Genomic DNA, 17,195 nt, shown 5'->3' on the forward strand with positions numbered 1-17,195 from the left:
GATGACGACCGTCGGCGAAGGTGACCTGGTGCTCGGTGCGCTGGGGTCCATGGGCACGCGCATCGACTGCGCGGGCTTCAACCGGCTGGACCTGGAAGGCCCGCAGGTGCTGTGGCTGGTCGCGGGCGGCGCCCTGGACCTGTTCGCGGTGGACGCCGCCCAGCAGGGCCACTGGCACCACCTCGGCCGGCTGGAGGCGGGCTCGCTGCTGCTCGGCCCGGTCGCCGGACCCCAGCACACCCTGGTGGCCCGCCCGGTCCGCGACTGCGTGGTCCACCGCGTCAACCTGCGTGAGCTGTACCAGCCCGCCCACACCCAGACCTGGTCGTACGACGAGTACGGCAACCCGCAGTACGTGCCGCCCGCTTCGAGCCCGCTGGAGTACGCCCTGGCGCTGGGTGTCGGCCGTGGTCTGTCGGTCCTCTTCCAGGCGCCGATGGCCGAGGAGCGGGCCGCGGCACCCGCCGACGACGACGTGTTCTGGATGCAGGTGCCGCCGGGCAGCGTCCAGTACGGCTCGCTGTACGGCGCGGAGGCGGCCGCCGACCTGCTGATGGACCCCGCGCTGTGGCAGAGCATGGTCGACCAGCAGTACCGGCTGCTGACCGCGCTGGACCGGTGGATCGAGCAGTTGGAGCGCACCCACGAAACGCGCACGGCCGCCGGGATCAAGGCCGGTGAGGCGGTCCGCGCCCAGGCCGACCAGACCCTGCTGGCCTCCATCGGCAAGCGCTCGGCCCGCCGTACGACGGCTGCCGACGCCGACGCCAGCTACGCGGCCTGCAAGCTGGTCGCCGAGGCGGCCGGGATCACCCTCGCCGAGCCCGCGCAGAGCGGCACCGAGAGCGAGCGCCTCGACCCGGTCGAGCGGGTCGCCCTGGCCTCCCGGGTGCGCACCCGTGCCGTGCGGCTCGACGGCCGCTGGTGGCGGGAGAACGTGGGCCCGCTGGTCGGGCACCGGGCGCTGTCCGGCGCGCCGGTCGCCCTGCTGTGGCGGCGCGGCGGCTATGTGGCCGTACAGCCGGCGACCGGACGCGAGACCCCGGTCGAGAAGGCGAACGCGGAGGAGTTCGAGCCGCGCGCGGTGATGTTCTACCGGCCGCTGCCCGAGCGGCGGCTCACCCCGCTCGGGCTGCTCCGGTTCAGCCTGCGCGGCACCCGCGGCGACGTGCTCAACCTGATGCTCGCCGGGCTGGTGACGGTGGCGATCGGCGCGCTGGTGCCGATCGCGACGGGCAAGGTGCTCGGCGAGTATGTGCCGAAGGCCCAGGTGGGCCTGATCGTGCAGGTCTGCCTGGCGGTGATGATCAGCGGCGTCGTGTCGGCCGCGTTCACGCTGTTGGAGAACCTGACCATCCTGCGCCTGGAGGGCCGTATCGAGTCGGCGCTCCAGCCGGCCGTCTGGGACCGGCTGCTCAGGCTCCCGACCCGGTTCTTCACGCAGCGCTCCACCGGTGAACTCGCGAGTGCGGCCATGGGCATCAGCGCGATCCGGCGGCTGCTGGCGGGCGTCGGCCCGGTGGTCGCCCAGTCGGTGACGGTCGGCGCGATGAACCTGGGCCTGCTGTTCTGGTACAGCACGGCGATGGCCATGGCGGCGATCGGCATGCTCGTCGTCATCGCGGCCGTGTTCCTGGGGCTCGGGCTGTGGCAGGTGCGCTGGCAGCGCCGGCTCGTGGTGCTCGGCAACAAGCTGAACAACCAGGCCTTCCAGACGCTGCGGGGCCTGCCGAAGCTGCGGGTGGCGGCGGCGGAGAACTACGCGTACGCCGCCTGGGCCCGTCAGTTCGCGCACAGCCGGGAACTCCAGCAGAAGGTCGGCCGGATCAAGAACCTCACCTCGGTGCTGGGGGCGGTCTATCTGCCGGTGTGCACCCTGCTGATGTTCATGCTGCTGGCCGGTCCGGCGAAGGGCGCGATGTCGGCGGCGGCCTTCCTCACCTTCAACACCTCGGTGACGATGGTGCTGACCTCGGTCACCCAGCTCACGGGTTCGTTCGTCTCGGCGGTGGCCGCGCTGCCGCTGTTCGAGGAGATCAGGCCGGTGCTGGACGCCACGCCCGAGGTGCGCACGGCGAGCACCCGCCCGGGCCCGCTGTCCGGCGCGGTGGAGGCCCGCCGGCTCTCCTTCCGGTACGCCGACGACGGCCCGCTCGTCCTGGACGACGTGTCCTTCAGCGTCCGGCCGGGCGAGTTCGTGGCGGTCGTCGGCCCGAGCGGCTGCGGCAAATCCACACTCCTGCGGCTGCTCATCGGCTTCGACAAGCCGGTCTCGGGCAGCGTCCTGTACGACGGGCAGGACCTGGCGGCCCTCGACCAGTCGGCGGTGCGCCGCCAGTGCGGGGTCGTCCTCCAGCACGCGCAGCCCTTCACCGGTTCCATCCTGGACGTCATCTGCGGCACCGAGCCGTACACGCCGGAGGAGGCGATGGCGGCGGCCGAGATGGCGGGTCTCGCGGAGGACATCAAGCGCATGCCGATGGGCCTGCACACGATCGTCGCGGGCAACGGCGCGATCTCCGGCGGCCAGCGCCAGCGCCTGATGATCGCCCAGGCGCTGATCCGCCGCCCGCGGATCCTCTTCTTCGACGAGGCGACCAGCGCCCTGGACAACGACACCCAGCGCATCGTCATCGACAGCACCCGCAAGCTGAATGCCACGCGCATCGTCATCGCCCACCGTCTGTCGACGGTGCTGGACGCGGACCGGGTCGTCGTGATGGAGGACGGCAAGGTCATCCAGCAGGGCCCGCCCGCGCAGCTGCTCGCCGACACCGGGGGGCGACTGCACGAGCTGGTGCGCAGGCAGCTGGCGTAGGGCGTCCGGCACCGCCGGCCCGGACGATCCTGCGACCGTGGGGCCGTCTTCCGGTCCCGGCCCGGCAGGCCGGCCTGCTCCTGCGTGGTGCCCGGGTGTTCGCCGGATGAGGGGCAGGGGTCAGTCCAGCCCCGGCACGGGTGCGCCCGAGGGCACCCCGGCTCCGGTGTAGCCGTCGTAGAACTCCCTCCAGGGTGCGCTCGCCCCGGCGTGGGGTCCTTCGAAGTGTTCGCCGCGTGCCCTGGCGTCCAGGGCGGCCAGGCACACCTCCCAGCCGGCGCCGTTGCGCGCGGCGGTGTTCTCGGCGCCGAGGACGTTGGTGAGCGTGAACCGGGTGCGTCCCTCGGCGGCCTCTTCCAGGTCGAAGCGGAGTTCGTCGCCGCCCCACTCGAAGGACAGGTGCCGGGGCGGGTCGACGGCGAGCACCCGGCCGGTGGACTCCGGCATGCCGGGGTCGCCGCTGAAGCGGATGGCGGCGCCGGGACGCAGGTCCAGCTCGGCGCGGGAGGGGAACCAGGCCGCGAGTTCGTCCGGGTCGGTCACGAAGTGCCAGACGTGATCGACCGGGTGGTCGTAGGTACGGCTGAACCGGACGGCGGGACGGCCGTCCTCCAGGGTCAGATAGGTACCGGTGAGGTCGACGGGCATGGTGCTCGGTCCTTCGCGGTGGGGTTTCAGGTGCGGCAGGGGCGCCCGCATGCCTCCACGATCTCCCCGACGGCCCGCCGACGGAAACGAAACGTTGCCGTTTCGTTCGAGCCGCTCCAGGCTCGACGTGTACGAAATAGTTTCGTTTACGGGCTGCTCGTGTTCCCGCTTCGAACGACTTCCCTGGAGTGGTTCCCGATGTCCCGGAAGACCCTGACCGACGGCGACCGCACGGCCGCCGTGGAGGCGCCGCCGGCCGCCTCCCCCCAGCGCTGGTGGATCCTCGCTGTCATCGCCGTCGCCCCAGCTGATGGTGGTGCTCGACGCCACGATCGTGAACATCGCCCTGCCCTCGGCCCAGGCCGACCTCGGCTTCTCCGACGGCAGCCGGCTGGGGGTCCCCCCACGCCCTTGAGGCAGTGGGGGAGGATCGTGACCGCCTACGCGCCGGCCTTCGCCTCGCTGCTGCTGCTCGGCGGCCGGACAGCCGACCTGTTCGGCCGCAAGCCCGCCTTCCTCGTCGACGTCGCGGGCTTCGCCGCGGCCTCAGGTCGGCGGGCTTCTTCGCCGCGGGCACGGTCATCGCGTTCCTGCTCTACCGGCGCGGAGTGCCGCAACAGGACGCCGTGACCACGCAGGTCGTCCACATGTGACCGCCGCGCACGCCAGGAGGGGCCGCCGTCAGCAGGGAGACGGCGGCCCCTCGCGGTGCCATGGTGGATGTATGCGCAAGACGAGCGCGGTACTCGGCAGCGCCCTGTTCCTCGTCCTCATCACGGGCAGCGTGTCGGTTCTGGTGCCCTGGTTGCTGACGGACGGCTGGCAGGCCGGGCACTGGTGGCCACCGCTGCGGCTGATCGGGCTGCTGCCCGTGGCCGCCGGGGCGGCGGTGATCCTGGATGCCTTCGCCCGGTTCGCTCTGGAAGGCCTCGGCACGCCGTCACCGGTGGCGCCACCCGAACGGCTGGTGGTGAACGGGCCGTACCGGTTCGTACGCAATCCGGTCTACATCGCGGTCGTCGCCGTAATCTGCGGCCAGGCCCTGCTGCTCGCCCGCCCGGTGCTGTTCGGCTACGCCGCCGTTATCGGAGTGCTGACCTGGGCCTTCGTCCGCTGGTCCGAGGAGCCGGGGCTGGTGCGCCGGTTCGGCGCGGAGTACGAACACTACCGGCGGGCCGTACCGGCCTGGCGGCCGCGGCGCACGCCCTGGCGGGGCACGTGAGACCGCGGCGGCGGGTCGTGCATCGTTGGTTTTCGCCGCTCCCCGGAAGGCCCCCCACGGACCTGTCCGGGGAGCGGCTGTGAGCCCGGGAACCGGAGGGCGGCCCCACTCCGCCCACCGATCCCGGTGCGAGATCGCAGGTACCCGATCCAGGGGGCCGCACTCCCCAGTTGCGAGCCTGATCCGGCGATTCGGGGACCCTGCGATCCCGGTCCCTAGAACGCGAAGACGCTGCTGTCCAGAGCGTCCTTCACGCAGGTGTTACCGAAGACGCGCTCGTAGGAGACGCGCTTGCCCTGCCATACCCCCTGGACCGTGACCACTACCGGGTCCCACAGCTTGGTGCACCACACGTCGCCGCGGGGCTTGAGGGCCGCGAAGTCGCCGCCGACGCCACGCAGTTCGGCGCAGGCCTGAGCCGCAGCCGGATGGGTGCCGGAGGCAGTCGGGGCGCAGTTCAGGGTGACGGCGCGCTCCGGAGTCGCCGCGACCGCATTGTCGCCGTGGCCGGTGGTGAGCACCAGCGCCGAGGGGGCGTAGAGCGACGACGGGGCGGCGTGCGGTGCAGCGGCGGCAGCCCCGATCAGGGGTCCGCAAACGGTCGTGGCCGCAAGGCCAAGGGTCGCTGCCCAGCGCGCGGTGTTCCGCATTGTGTGCATCCTTCCGCTCGAATAGACGGTTGCTCACTCCGGCCCGGTCTGCGCCGGAGCGGCGAGCGCCACTCTGCCGAGTCCGCCGTCGAAACACACATCCAACCCATAGCTTTCAGTAACCTTGCGTGTTGAATCAGTGGCGTGAAGTCACGGAAATCGAACAGGTCGACCGCATAATTGAGCGGTTCTCGATCGATGGATGCGGCCAGATGGCCGAAAAAGACCGCCTCGTTAATAGGCCTGAAACATTCCGGCTTCGCCTGTGGCGAACCCCTTCACGACCCCTTCACGACTCCTTGCGTTCATGAAGGAGCCGGAGTCACCCTCATTACATGATTACAACGGAGCAGACAGAGAAGCTGCGCGGCTGGTTCGCGGGCCGACTGAGCGACGATCTCTTCGCGGAACTGGTCGAGGTGACCGCGGACCGCGAGGAGATCACCGTGATCGGGCGCATCCCCGAGCCCCGGCTCACCGAGGGCGCCTCGGACGCCGAGCGGGAGGCCGCCGTACAGGCGCGGATCCACGAGTTCCGGGAGCGGACCCGCGAGGCCCGGATCGAGGTGGCCCGCGAGGCCGAGCACCGGTTCCGCCGCAAGGTGTCCTGGGGCGTGGTGTGCGGCGCGGAGCGCGCCCTGTTCACGCATGTGGCGGCGCCGGTGATGACCCGGCTGCGACAGCCCGAGCGGCAGGTCCTGGACACCTTGATCGCCGGGGGCGTCGCGCGCAGCCGCAGTGACGCCCTCGCCTGGTGCGTGCGCCTGGTCCAGCGCCACACCGACGACTGGCTGACCGAGCTGCGCGAGTCCCTGGAACACGTCCAGCGGGTCCGGGCGCAGGGCCCGGACACGGAGGAGGTGGCTGATTCCTCCACTGATGACGGCGCAGATGGATGAATCGTCCTCTGGCAGGGGTCTTCGCCGGCGCCGTACCGTCGGCAGACCCCTCGAGGACGGCCTCCCGCCCGCGTCGCACACCCCTGCGGCACCGGCGGTCGTTCGCCACCGCCGCGCCACCAAGCGCTCCACCGCCGCAGCCTCGCCGGAGCCCCCTTGAGCCCTCAGTCCCCCGACTCCCCCACCGCGCCGCCGCCCTCCCTCACCGAGGTCGAGCCCTACGGCGTCGAGCGCATCCCCGACGCGGACCGCACCGCGACCCCGCTCGACCTCTTCCGGGTCGCCTTCGGCGGCGCCAACACCTTCTCCACCTGCGTCCTCGGCGCGTTCCCGATCCTCTTCGGGCTCTCCTTCCGGCAGGGACTCGCGGCCACCGTCCTCGGTGTCGTCGCAGGCGCCCTGATCCTGTGCCCGATGGCGGTGTTCGGCCCGGTCAACGGCACCAACAACGCGGTCTCGTCCTCCGCGCACCTGGGCGTGCACGGCCGGGTGGTCGGCTCGTTCCTGTCGCTGCTGACCGCCGTCGCCTTCTTCTCCATCTCGGTGTGGAGCTCCGGAGACGCCCTGGTCGGCGGCGCGCACCGGCTGTTCGGCCTGGAGCGCGGCACGCTGTCCTACGTCGTCGCGTACGCGCTGTTCGCGGGGCTGGTCCTCGCCGTGTGCGTGTACGGCTTCCGGTTCATGCTGTTCGTCAACAAGATCGCGGTGACCTCGGCGACCGTGCTGTTCCTGCTCGGCGCGATCGCCTTCGCCGGTGACTTCGACCCGTCGTACGCCGGTGTGTTCACGGCCTCGGCGGACGCGGCGACCAAGTCACTGTTCTGGCCGTCGTTCATAGGCGCGGCCCTGATCGTCCTCTCCAACCCGGTGTCGTTCGGCGCGTTCCTCGGCGACTGGTCGCGCTACATCCCGGCCGCCACCCCGCGCCGCAAGGTGGTCGGGGCCGCGTTCCTCTCCCAGATCGCGACGCTGCTGCCGTTCGTCTTCGGCCTGGCGACCGCGAGCATCATCGCGACGAAGGCGCCGAAGTACGTCGACCCGGCCGCGCCCGACTTCGTGGGCGGACTGCTGGCGATCTCGCCGAGCTGGTTCTTCCTGCCGGTGTGCCTGCTGGCACTGATCGGCGGTATGTCGACGGGCACGACCTCGCTGTACGGCACGGGCCTGGACTTCTCGTCGGTGTTCCCGAAGCTGTCCCGTGTCCAGGCGACGCTGCTGGTCGGCGTGGTGTCCATCGCGTTCATCTTCATCGGCCGGTTCGGGCTGGACCTCGTGCAGTCCATCTCGACGTTCGCCACGATGATCATCACCTGCACCACGCCGTGGATGGTCGTGATGATGCTCGGCTTCCACACCCGGCGCGGCTGGTACGACCCCGACGCGCTCCAGGTCTTCAACCGGCGCCAGCGCGGCGGCCGTTACTGGTTCGCGCACGGCTGGAACTGGCGCGGCATGACCGCCTGGTGGGTGTCCGCGGTGATCGGCGTGCTGTTCACGAACATCCCCGGCCAGTTCGTCGGCCCGCTGGGCGACCTGGCGAACGGCGTCGACATCAGCCTGCCCCTGTCGCTCACGGTGGCCGCCGTCCTGTTCCTGACGCTCCTGCGGCTGTTCCCCGAACCCCGGGCGGCGTACGGCCCCGAGGGCGCGCGGCTGGCCCGTACCGTCGAGGCTCCGGTGCCGCCGATCACCGGTCCGGGTGCTCCGGCGGACGACGTGCCGACCGCGCTCGCGGCGGAGGGCGGCCGATGAGCGGCTGGCTCGATCTGTCGGTGCCCGTGGTCACCGGGATGCCCGTGTATCCCGGTGACCCGGAGGTCACGGTCTCCCCCGCCCTGCGGGCGCCGGCCGACGGCGTCAACGTCCTGGCCCTGCACCTGGGTTCACAGTCCGGCACGCACCTCGACGCGCCGTACCACGTGGACGACGCCTGGCCCCGCCTGGACGAGCTGCCGCTGGACCGGTTCGCCGGTCGCGCGGTCGTGGCCGACCTCCGGGGGCTGCCCGCTCGGTCGCCGATCACGCCGGCCCTGCTGGCCCCTGCGCTCGACGCGCTCGCGGCGGCACCCGGCGCGCTGCTGCTGCTCGCCACGGGCTGGTCGGCGCACTGGGGCACCGACATGTACCTCGCCCACCCCTGGCTGACTCCCGAGGCCGCCGAGGCCGTCGTGGCGGCCGGCACCCGGACCGTGGCCGTGGACGCGCTCAGCGTCGACCCGACTCCCCCGCCGGGCGATCCGCACGCCGGCTCCGGCCTGCCGGCCCATCGGGTGCTGTGCGGCGCGGGCGGGGTGATCGCCGAGAACCTGACCGGGCTGGAACGGCTGGTGGGCGCGGAGGAGGTCGAGGTGTTCCTCTTTCCGCTCAGGCTCCGCGGGGCGGACGGTGCTCCGGTACGGGCCATCGCCCGGGTCGGCTGAGCGCCTCGCAGGCCCTCCCCGGCGCCTCGCAGGCCCTCCCCGGTGGACGAGCCCGCGCCTGCCCATGTGCCCGGCCGGCCCGCGACCGGAATGACCAACTCCAGGCCCTTGATACGGAGTTGCCGGATCGATCCGGTACGTTGACGGCCATGACCGACTTCATACTGGTGGCGGGCGCCTGGCTCGGGGCATGGGCGTGGGACGAGGTGGCGGCCGACCTGCGCGCCGCCGGCCATGAGGTGCACGCCCTCACCCTGTCCGGGCTGGCCGAGAAGAAGGAGCTGCCCGCGGGGCAGCAGATCCATGTCCAGGACATCGTCGACGAGGTCGAGCGGCTGGATCTGCGGGACGTCGTCCTGGTCGGGCACAGCTACTCGGGCGTGCCGGTCGGGCAGGCGGCCGAACGGATCGGCGACCGGCTGCGCCGCGTGGTGTTCGTCGACTCCAACCTGCCCGCGGACGGCGTGTCGTTCCTCGACGCCTTCCCCAGCGACCACATCCGTGCCGCCCTCGCCGAGCAGGACGGCGTGTGGCCGCTCCTCGCCCCGGCGGCCTACGCGAACCAGGACCTCACCGACGAGCAGATCGCCCGTCTCGTCGGCGAGGGCACCCCGCACCCGGCCGCCACGCTCACCGAACCGGCCGTGCTCAAGCGCCCGCCGGCCGAGCTGCCGGCGACGTACATCAAGTGCGTGCTGGACGGCCGCCCGCCGCTGCCCGCCGTGACCGAGGCGCTCGAGGGCGGGCGCTGGGAGCTGGTGGAGCTGAACACCGGTCACTGGCCGATGTTCTCCAGGCCGCGGGATCTGGCCCGGATCCTGAACGAGGCGGCCACCCGCGGCTGAAGCCGCCGCCTACCCGCCAGTATCGTCGGGGTGCACGCGTACTCAGCGACGAGCGGCGGGAGCGCCGGATGGCCAAGCACTGGGCGGACTTCCAGTACGAGATCTATCTGAACGGGATGACGGGTGCCGTGCCCCGGCTGCCCACCGACCTGACCCGGCTGGAGGAACTGGCCGAACACCGGCTCGGCCCCGGCCCGGTGGGCTATGTGGCGGGCAGTGCGGGCGAGGGGAGCACGGCGCGCGCCAACCGGGCGGCCCTCGACCGGCGCCGGATCGTGCCGCGCATGCTCAGGGATGTGCAGGAGCGCGATCTGTCGGTGGAGGTGCTGGGGCGCGCTCTGCCGGCGCCGCTGGCGCTGGCTCCGGTGGGCACGATATCGATCATGCATCCGGACGCCGAGTCCGCCGTCGCCCGGGCGGCCGCAGCGCACGGCGTGCCGTACGTCCTGTCGTCGGCGTCCAGTACGCCGATGGAGCAGGTGGCCGAGGAGATGGGGGACGCCGAGCGGTGGTTCCAGCTGTACTGGGGCAAGGACCGCGAGGTGACCCGGAGTTTCCTCGGCCGGGCGAAGGCCGCCGGGTTCACGGTGCTGGTCGTCACCCTGGACACACCGATGATGGCCTGGCGGCCACGCGATCTCGACCAGGCGTATCTGCCGTTCCTGCACGGGGTGGGCACCGCCAACTACTTCACCGACCCGGCCTTCCGGGCGGGCCTCGCCCAACCCGTCCACGAGGACCCGAACGCCGCCGTCCGGCACTTCCTCGGCCTGTTCGGGGACGCGAGCCACACCTGGCCGGACCTCGCCTTCCTGCGGGAGCACTGGGACGGGCCGATCGTCCTCAAGGGCGTCCTGCACCCGGACGACGCCCGGCTCGCCGCGGACGCCGGGATGGACGGGGTGGTGGTCTCCAACCACGGCGGCCGGCAGGTGGCCGGCTCGGTCGCCGCGGCCGACGCGCTGCCCGGCGTCGCGGCCGCGGTCGGCGACCGGCTGACGGTGTTGTTCGACAGCGGGGTGCGCACCGGGGCCGACGTGTTCAAGGCGCTCGCCCTCGGCGCGCGGGCGGTGCTGCTCGGGCGGCCGTACGTCTACGGGCTCGGCCTGGACGGGCAGGCGGGCGTCGAGCATGTGATCCGCTGCGCACTCGCGGAGTTCGACCTCACCCTCGCCCTGTCCGGACACGCCACACCCGCGACAGTCACCGCGGACGACCTCACCGAGACACCCATCTGAGGCCCGACGGGCGCCCACCGGGCCTCACACACCCCGCGGGCGCCCGCCGCCAACCCTGGCCCTGCACCCCGCTCGCGTCTCGCCGCACTGCACCGGCCGAGTCCCGCCGACAGTCCGGCCCCGCCACCGGCCCGTGTCCCGCCGACAGCCCCGGCCTCGTCACCGACCCGTGTCCCGCACCAGACCACATCTGGCCACCAGGCCCCTCCCCGACCGACCGCACCCCGCCAGCAGACCCCCCCTCCCCCAACCGACCACACCCCACCGACAAAGCCAGCCCCGCCACCAGACCACAACCCACCACCACACCACACCCCACGGACAAACCCAGCCCCGCCACCAGACCACGTCTGACCGCCAGGCCGCCTCCCCAACCGACCACGCCCCGCCCACAGCCCAAGCCCCGTCACCGGCCCGCGGCCGACCGCGTGCCGCCCGTCGACCGAGTGCCTGCGTCGGTCGGGTCCCACCCCGCGGAAACCGGTGTCGCCCTTGGACGCGGCGGGACACGGTGCCGGGGGCTACGTGCCCGTCCCCGGCAGTTCTGCCGGCTGTGCGGAGGGTCCGTCGGTGCCGGCGATCGACAGAGAGCCGGGGCCGGCCGACGGCCCGTCGGTCAGCCAGCGCTGGTCGGCGGAGCGGTCCCGGACCTTGACGACGATGTCGGCGCCCGCGTCCTCGCCCGCCGGGGCGAGGGCGAGGGTCTCGTCCCAGCGGGGCAGCAACTCGCCCTGCACGGTGAGGTCGTAGCGCACGTCGTCCTCCCGCTTCGCGCCGGAGCCGGCGCAGGTGCCGAGGATGACCACGCCGGCGTCGGCGTGCGAGTCCAGGCACAGGCCGGAGTCGGCCGCGCTGCGCAGCAGCCCGTCGGTGTCGTACCTCCACTGCTGTGTCGGCGCGGCGGAGCAGACCGCGAGCACCGCGCTCGCGCCGGCCGCGGGCTTGCCCTTGATGTCCAGGCACAGATCGGCGGCGGCGTTGTGCAGCCGGTTCGGCCGGCCGGCCGAGGGCAGTCCCGCCGTGCCGGGCGCCGTGGCGGAGGCGGGCGGGGACTGGCCGTCGGTGCCGGGGGCCGCGCCCGTCGAGGCGACCGGGTCGGTGCCGTCGCCGCCGGACGGCCACACGCTGATCACGAGGACGGTCGCGAGCAGCCCGGCCGAGGCGACGCCGACGCTGGTGAGCAGCGTCCTGGACGACCAGCCGACCCGGGACGCAGCCCGGTCGGCCTCCCGCGCGCGGCGCGCGGGCACGGGGACCCGGTCGACCGCCCCCGGCTCCGCGCCGCCCCGTCGGCGTCCGCCGGGCACCGGGACCCGGGCCAGCAGCCCGGGCTTTCCGCCGCCGTGCCGGCGTCCGCCGGAGCGCCGGGAGGTGCTGCGGGTGCGGGCGGGGCCCGGCCCGCGGCGGCCCGGGCGCGAGTCGAGGTAGCGGCGGGCGCCCCAGCCGAGGACCGCTTCGGCGAGCAGTACGCCGAGTCCGGCCTCGATCTGCCCCAGTTGCTCGGCGGCGTGCCGGCAGTAGGGGCAGGCGGCGAGGTGCTGCTGGACGTCCGGCAGCAGGGCGCCGCCGCGGCGGATGGGCCCGTCGAGAAGGCGGTTGTAGTGGCGGCAGTCGGTGCTCGGCGCGAGTTCCCGGTGGGCGCGGACACAGCCTTCCCGGAATGTCTCGCGGGCTTGTTCGAGTGCGGTCGCCGCGCTGTCGAAGTCCATGCCGAGCAGGCCCGCGGGGACGTTTATCGGCTCGGCCTCGACCTCGGTGTGCCACAGCAACGCCTGTTCGAGCCGGGGAAGGCTGCGGAATGAACGTTCGGAGAGTGCACGGTTTTCCGGTATCAGGGTCTTCGCGGTGCGCATACCGCGGCCCCCGGCGGGTTTGAGAAGTCCGGGCAGTACGGAGGCTATTCGGTCCGTGGCGGACCAGTTCACGACCGTGTCCCGCACGGCCACGAGCAGGCGGGGCCTGAGCGCCTCGGCCGGTTCGCCGAGCGCGAGCCGGTCGAGGACCTGGTGGAAGGCGGCGGCGGTGACCATGTGGGCGAGGGGCCCGGGTGCGGCCAGGCAGATGACCGCGTAGTCCTGCACCGGCTGCCAGTGCCGGGCCATCAGCAGCGCGGCGGACCGGGCGGCCTCCGCGTCGGAACCGGCGCGCAGTGGTGCGGCGACGGACTCGTCGGACTCTCCGGGATCGCCGCCGGAGGGCGGGTAGGGAGGACAAGGGGGGTGGGGGGTGGGCACGGAGCGGATTCCTTTGATGCGTATGGTGCGTTGGTGACGAACCTCGGGGATGCGCGCGAGGGGAGCGGGAATTCGCCGATGCCGTAGCGGCCCGGTTCCCCAACTACCGGAAGAATCCCGGTCATTATCCCCCGCACGAGTGTTTCAACCCTTGCACAACCTCCACACACGCAACAAGGCGCGCGTAAGACATCGGCAGGTTTGAAAGAAAGTCAGAAATCAGGCAGGGAACCCAGGTCCGGTACGGCGGCTTTCGGCTTTCCCCGTGCCCCGTGTGAAGGGCGCGCACGCACCGGCGGGCCGCGCACGCTCCCCGGGCACACGGCCCGGGAGTGGACTGGGATCCGGCCCTTCTCGGAAGGCCCCGCGCAGGACGGCGGTTCTGCGCGAAGCCGGCCGCCGGCCCCGTTCCTCCCGCCCTCGGGGCCCCGGCCGGCGGCCCCGGCGGCTTCCCCCGCCGGCCGGGGCGGTGTCAGATCTGCCAGGAACGGAGCCGGTCGGCCGCGCCGTACACGTCGGTCTTGCCGGACATCAGGTCGCGGGCGAGGTCGACGAGGGCTCCGTAGGGCGGGTCGATGCCGACGCCGCTCGTGAACATGTAGGCCACGGCGGTGGCGCAGGCGAAGCGGGCGTTGGCCGCGGGCAGCGGCTTGAGGACGGCGAGGGTGTGCAGCAGGGCGGCGGCCCGCCAGGCGGGGTCGGAGTCCACGCCGAGCCGGGGCGGGTCGACGCGGTGCCGGGCGACGGCGGCGACCAGCGCGGAGAAGTCGTCGACCGTGGGCTGGTCGGGCAGGACCTCCTCGTGCCGCTGGAGCAGCCACGGGACGTCGATGTGGATGACAGAGGGCATCGCTCAGGCGGCCTTGCCCTTGGCGGGCGACTCGTCGTCGGGGAACGCTGCTGCGAACTCCTCGGCGTGGGCGGTGAAGAAGCTCCGGAAGGCCTCCGCGCCCTCCTGCAGCGCCCGGTGCCGGGCGATGTCGGCGGCGGCGGCCTCGCGCACGAGGGCCTTCATCGACGTACCGCGCTCCTTGGCGATCTGCCGCAGGTCCTCTAGTTCGCGTTCGCTGAACTCCACGTTGAGAGCTGGCATGCCCTCACGGTACCGCGCGGGTACTTACCCGTAAATACGAGCAGGTCAAGCCCCCTTTCCCCCGGTACCTTCAGGATCTCAGAGCCAGGTCCGATTTCCGCCGGTGACCAGGCGGCGGGCCGAGCAGACTCGACAGCGAACCCATCGGGAGTCACGAGAGTCAGGAGGACCCGATGACCAGGAACACCGTCCACACCACCTGCGCGAGCCCGCTCGGCGAACTGCTGCTGACCGGCGAGGAGTCCGGCGGCCTCACCCTCACCTCGCTGTCCCTGCCGGGGCAGCGCGGCGCGCCCACGGTGCGGGCCGGGGACCGCGACGACCGGGCGTTCGCCGAGGTGCTCCGTCAGCTGGACGCGTACTTCGCCTGCCGCCTCACCCGCTTCTCCCTCCCGCTCGCCGCCACCGGTACGCCGTTCCAGCAGAGGGTGTGGCAGGCCCTGGAGGACATCCCGTACGCCACCACGACCAGCTACGGCGAACTGGCCGCGCACCTGGGCGTGCCCCGGGACGGGATCCGCACGGTGGGACAGGCACTCGGCGCCAACCCCCTGCTGCTGGTGCGCCCCTGCCACCGGGTGATCGGCACGGACGGCTCGATGCGCGGGTACGCCGGCGGGGTGGAGCGCAAGGTATGGCTGCTCACCCACGAGGGCGCGCTGCAGCCGACCCTGGTGTGACGGAAGGAGGAGTCATGGAACTCACCCGGGCCGAGGCCCGTCGCCGCGCCGCCCGCACCGACTGGACCGCGCTCATGGCCGGACTGGACGAGGACGGCAGCGCACCCACCGGCCCCCTGCTGACGCCCGGCGAGTGCGCCGAGCTTGCCGCCCTCTACGACGAGCCGGAGCTGTTCCGCACCACTGTCGACCTGGCCCGGCACCGGTTCGGGTCCGGCGCGTACCGCTACTTCACGCACGACCTGCCCGCCCCCGTGGCCGCGCTGCGCGCCGCCCTCTACCCGCATCTGCTCCCCGTCGCCCGCGACTGGGCGGCCCGCCTGGGCCGCCCGGCGCCCTGGCCGGACTCCCTGGACGCGTGGCTCGAGCGGTGCCACGCGGCCGGTCAGGACCGGTCGGCGCAGATCCTGCTCAGCCACGGTCCGGGCGACTGGAACGCCCTGCACCGGGACGTGTTCGGCGAGCTGGTCTTCCCGCTCCAGGTGGTGATCGCCCTGGACACGTACGGCACCGACTACACCGGCGGCGAGTTCCTGATGGTGGAACAGAGGCCGCGCGCCCAGTCCCGAGGGTCCGCGAGTGTCCTGCGGCAGGGGCACGGCCTGGTGTTCACGACCCGGGACCGCCCGGTACGGACGCGCCGCGGCTGGTCGGCCGGGGCGATGCGGCACGGAGTGAGCACCGTACGGTCCGGGCGGCGCCGCACGCTGGGGCTGGTGTTCCACGACGCCGCCTGACGCGGGCGGGCCCGCACGGCCCTGCCACACCCGACACCATGGGACGCGCCGTCCCAGATCCATCAGATATCAGCGCAAAACGTGTCTTATTTCCCTCATGCACTCACTTTCGCGGCGTAGCCTGCTCCGTGCCCCGATTGCTGCCGTCGGCACGGGACTCCTGCCTGCCTGCACCGACTACGGCGCCCACGCCCGCTCCGGCCCCGCGGGCATGGCGGACGGCGGGGGCTTCGTTCCCCCGGGGCCCCCTGGATATGTCGACCCGTCGGGTCCGGAGGTCCGCGCCGCCGAGCGCGCACGCGGCTCCGGCCCCGTACGCATGCTCAGGTTCACCGCCGCCGAGAGCACGCTGGACCTGGGCGGACGGCAGGTTCGGTCCTGGGCCTACCAGGAGGCGCTGCCCGGGCCGCTGGTGCGCATCACCGCCGGAGACGTCCTCAGCCTCACTCTCGCCAACCGGCTGCCCACCACGACCACACTCCACTCCCACGGCATCAGGATGCGCTGCGACATGGACGGCGCCCCGGGCCTGACCCAGCAGGCCGTCGCTCCCGGAGCCGACTTCACCTACCGCTTCACCGTCGCCCATCCGGGCACCTATCTGTTCCACTCCCACGTCGGACTCCAGCCCGACCGCGGTCTGTACGCCCCGCTCGTCGTCGACGACCCGAGGGAACCCCTCGCCTACGACCACGAATGGATCATCGTCCTGGACGACTGGGTCGACGGCGTGGACGGCTCCACCCCCGACCGGGTGCTCGGCCAGCTCAAGCCCGGCGGGGGCATGAGCATGGGAAGCATGGCCATGGGCGCCGGAGACAACCGGCCGGCCGGCCCCTCCCGTGTGCTGCGCAACTCCCACAGCCGCATGCTCCACGGGGAAGGGGGCAGCGTCGCCTATCCCTACTACCTGGTCAACGGCCGTACGGCCAGCCATCCCCGCGTGTTCCGGTGCCGGCCCGGCGAGCGCATCCGGATGCGGATCATCAACGCCGGCTCCGACACCGCCTTCCGTGTGGCGCTGGGCGGCCACACCATGACCGTCACGCACACCGACGGCTATCCCGTGGAGCCCCAGGAGACCGACGCCCTCCTCATCGGCATGGCCGAGCGGTACGACGTCCTCGTCACCGCCGAGGACGGTGTCTTCCCCTTCGTGGCGCTCGCCGAGGGCAAGAACGCCCGGGGCCTCGCCGTCCTGCGCACCGACAGCGGGAGAAGCATGCCCCCCGCCAACGTCCACCCGGACGAACTCGACGGGAAGGTCATCCCTGCCCGTCGCCTCGTTCCGGACGACTCCGTCGCCCTCGACGACAGCGACATCGACCGCGAGATGCGCATCAAGGTCACCGGCACCATGACGAAGTACGACTGGGGCTTCGACCACCATCCCTACGACGTGCGCCAGCGCCACCCGGTGCGCGCCGGTGAGCGGGTGCGGCTCACCCTCATCAACGCCACGGACATGTGGCACCCCCTGCACCTGCACGGCCACACCTTCGCCGTCACCGGACTGGACGGCGTCGGCGCGCGCAAGGACACCGCCCTGGTCCTCCCCCACCGCAAACTGGTGGTCGACTTCGACGCCGACAACCCCGGCCTGTGGATGCTCCACTGCCACAACCAGTACCACTCGGAGAGCGGGATGATGACCATCCTCGGGTACCGCAAATGACCGGGTGATCCGGCGGGGGAGCCCCGGGGGAGCTAG

At 72.5% G+C, this 17,195-nt stretch carries 15 protein-coding genes and 1 pseudogene; 11 read left to right on the forward strand and 5 right to left on the reverse strand.

Features of this window, described 5'->3' with window-relative positions; translation table 11 throughout:
- Position 1 precedes the first annotated feature (1 nt).
- A complete protein-coding gene (locus AQI88_RS09425; protein WP_066994888.1) occupies positions 2-2,818 on the forward strand; it encodes an NHLP bacteriocin export ABC transporter permease/ATPase subunit in 2,817 nt (938 codons plus the stop codon).
- Positions 2,819-2,938: 120 nt separating this feature from the next.
- On the opposite strand, the gene AQI88_RS09430 is transcribed toward AQI88_RS09425, so the two are convergent.
- A complete protein-coding gene (locus AQI88_RS09430; protein WP_066994891.1) occupies positions 2,939-3,466 on the reverse strand; it encodes an SRPBCC family protein in 528 nt (175 codons plus the stop codon).
- 198 nt (positions 3,467-3,664) lie between these two features.
- On the opposite strand from AQI88_RS09430, the pseudogene AQI88_RS42855 reads away from it, so the two are divergent.
- Positions 3,665-4,015, forward strand: a pseudogene (locus AQI88_RS42855) (MFS transporter); the annotation flags it as partial.
- Positions 4,016-4,190: 175 nt separating this feature from the next.
- Entirely contained in the window at positions 4,191-4,688 is a 498-nt protein-coding gene (locus tag AQI88_RS09440) for a methyltransferase family protein (protein ID WP_066994897.1), read from the forward strand.
- A 215-nt stretch (positions 4,689-4,903) separates the two neighbouring features.
- On the opposite strand, the gene AQI88_RS09445 is transcribed toward AQI88_RS09440, so the two are convergent.
- Positions 4,904-5,338 carry a subtilase-type protease inhibitor gene (locus AQI88_RS09445; RefSeq protein WP_066994900.1) on the reverse strand — a complete coding sequence of 145 codons (435 nt, stop codon included), beginning with the start codon at positions 5,336-5,338 and terminating at the stop codon, positions 4,904-4,906.
- 335 nt (positions 5,339-5,673) lie between these two features.
- On the opposite strand from AQI88_RS09445, the gene AQI88_RS09450 reads away from it, so the two are divergent.
- The 5 genes from AQI88_RS09450 to AQI88_RS09470 all read left to right on the forward strand — a co-directional run bounded on the left by AQI88_RS09450 (position 5,674) and on the right by AQI88_RS09470 (position 10,740).
- Positions 5,674-6,237 (forward strand): hypothetical protein, encoded by a 564-nt coding sequence (locus tag AQI88_RS09450; protein WP_066994902.1) that lies wholly within the window; start codon positions 5,674-5,676, stop codon positions 6,235-6,237.
- A 156-nt stretch (positions 6,238-6,393) separates the two neighbouring features.
- Positions 6,394-7,989, forward strand: coding sequence for a purine-cytosine permease family protein (locus AQI88_RS09455; RefSeq protein WP_066994905.1), 1,596 nt, complete (start codon positions 6,394-6,396; stop codon positions 7,987-7,989).
- Positions 7,986-8,657 carry a cyclase family protein gene (locus tag AQI88_RS09460; protein ID WP_066994908.1) on the forward strand — a complete coding sequence of 224 codons (672 nt, stop codon included), beginning with the start codon at positions 7,986-7,988 and terminating at the stop codon, positions 8,655-8,657. The genes AQI88_RS09455 and AQI88_RS09460 overlap by 4 nt, the downstream gene beginning before the upstream one ends.
- Positions 8,658-8,806: 149 nt before the next feature.
- Positions 8,807-9,502, forward strand: a complete 696-nt coding sequence (locus AQI88_RS09465; protein WP_066994910.1) for an alpha/beta fold hydrolase — start codon at positions 8,807-8,809, stop codon at positions 9,500-9,502.
- Between the two features lie 68 nt (positions 9,503-9,570).
- A complete protein-coding gene (locus AQI88_RS09470) occupies positions 9,571-10,740 on the forward strand; it encodes a lactate 2-monooxygenase (RefSeq protein ID WP_066994913.1) in 1,170 nt (389 codons plus the stop codon).
- Positions 10,741-11,261: 521 nt separating this feature from the next.
- Here the strand turns inward: AQI88_RS09470 and AQI88_RS09475 are convergent.
- The 3 genes from AQI88_RS09475 to AQI88_RS09485 form a co-directional block, all read right to left on the reverse strand.
- Entirely contained in the window at positions 11,262-12,974 is a 1,713-nt protein-coding gene (locus tag AQI88_RS09475) for an RICIN domain-containing protein (RefSeq protein ID WP_066994916.1), read from the reverse strand.
- Between the two features lie 472 nt (positions 12,975-13,446).
- The gene (locus AQI88_RS09480; RefSeq protein ID WP_066994920.1) at positions 13,447-13,824 is read right to left on the reverse strand and encodes a toxin Doc; all 378 of its coding nucleotides are present in this window, start codon (positions 13,822-13,824) and stop codon (positions 13,447-13,449) included.
- Positions 13,825-13,827: 3 nt separating this feature from the next.
- On the reverse strand, positions 13,828-14,067 hold the full coding sequence (locus AQI88_RS09485; RefSeq protein ID WP_066994923.1) for a hypothetical protein: 240 nt from the start codon (positions 14,065-14,067) through the stop codon (positions 13,828-13,830).
- Between the two features lie 173 nt (positions 14,068-14,240).
- Here AQI88_RS09485 and AQI88_RS09490 point away from each other — a divergent pair, with 173 nt between their 5' ends.
- From AQI88_RS09490 to AQI88_RS09500, 3 genes are all read left to right on the forward strand, one after another.
- Positions 14,241-14,747 carry a methylated-DNA--[protein]-cysteine S-methyltransferase gene (locus tag AQI88_RS09490; RefSeq protein WP_066994926.1) on the forward strand — a complete coding sequence of 169 codons (507 nt, stop codon included), beginning with the start codon at positions 14,241-14,243 and terminating at the stop codon, positions 14,745-14,747.
- Between the two features lie 14 nt (positions 14,748-14,761).
- Positions 14,762-15,484, forward strand: a complete 723-nt coding sequence (locus AQI88_RS09495; RefSeq protein ID WP_066994929.1) for a 2OG-Fe(II) oxygenase — start codon at positions 14,762-14,764, stop codon at positions 15,482-15,484.
- Between the two features lie 97 nt (positions 15,485-15,581).
- The gene (locus tag AQI88_RS09500; protein ID WP_066994932.1) at positions 15,582-17,159 is read left to right on the forward strand and encodes a multicopper oxidase family protein; all 1,578 of its coding nucleotides are present in this window, start codon (positions 15,582-15,584) and stop codon (positions 17,157-17,159) included.
- The last annotated feature ends 36 nt before the right edge of the window (positions 17,160-17,195 follow it).

Origin of the sequence: Streptomyces cellostaticus (genome assembly GCF_001513965.1) — a bacterium.
Classification (GTDB): Bacteria; Actinomycetota; Actinomycetes; order Streptomycetales; family Streptomycetaceae; genus Streptomyces; species Streptomyces cellostaticus.

Excerpts from the sequence above, each read along its gene's own strand:
- AQI88_RS09425 (WP_066994888.1), top strand. The coding sequence starts at position 2 with ATGACGACCGTCGGCGAAGGTGACCTGGTGCTCGGTGCGCTGGGGTCC.
- AQI88_RS09430 (WP_066994891.1), bottom strand. The coding sequence starts at position 3,466 with ATGCCCGTCGACCTCACCGGTACCTATCTGACCCTGGAGGACGGCCGT.
- AQI88_RS09440 (WP_066994897.1), top strand. The coding sequence starts at position 4,191 with ATGCGCAAGACGAGCGCGGTACTCGGCAGCGCCCTGTTCCTCGTCCTC.
- AQI88_RS09445 (WP_066994900.1), bottom strand. The coding sequence starts at position 5,338 with ATGCGGAACACCGCGCGCTGGGCAGCGACCCTTGGCCTTGCGGCCACG.
- AQI88_RS09450 (WP_066994902.1), top strand. The coding sequence starts at position 5,674 with ATGATTACAACGGAGCAGACAGAGAAGCTGCGCGGCTGGTTCGCGGGC.
- AQI88_RS09460 (WP_066994908.1), top strand. The coding sequence starts at position 7,986 with ATGAGCGGCTGGCTCGATCTGTCGGTGCCCGTGGTCACCGGGATGCCC.
- AQI88_RS09465 (WP_066994910.1), top strand. The coding sequence starts at position 8,807 with ATGACCGACTTCATACTGGTGGCGGGCGCCTGGCTCGGGGCATGGGCG.
- AQI88_RS09470 (WP_066994913.1), top strand. The coding sequence starts at position 9,571 with ATGGCCAAGCACTGGGCGGACTTCCAGTACGAGATCTATCTGAACGGG.
- AQI88_RS09480 (WP_066994920.1), bottom strand. The coding sequence starts at position 13,824 with ATGCCCTCTGTCATCCACATCGACGTCCCGTGGCTGCTCCAGCGGCAC.
- AQI88_RS09485 (WP_066994923.1), bottom strand. The coding sequence starts at position 14,067 with ATGCCAGCTCTCAACGTGGAGTTCAGCGAACGCGAACTAGAGGACCTG.
- AQI88_RS09490 (WP_066994926.1), top strand. The coding sequence starts at position 14,241 with ATGACCAGGAACACCGTCCACACCACCTGCGCGAGCCCGCTCGGCGAA.
- AQI88_RS09495 (WP_066994929.1), top strand. The coding sequence starts at position 14,762 with ATGGAACTCACCCGGGCCGAGGCCCGTCGCCGCGCCGCCCGCACCGAC.
- AQI88_RS09500 (WP_066994932.1), top strand. The coding sequence starts at position 15,582 with ATGCACTCACTTTCGCGGCGTAGCCTGCTCCGTGCCCCGATTGCTGCC.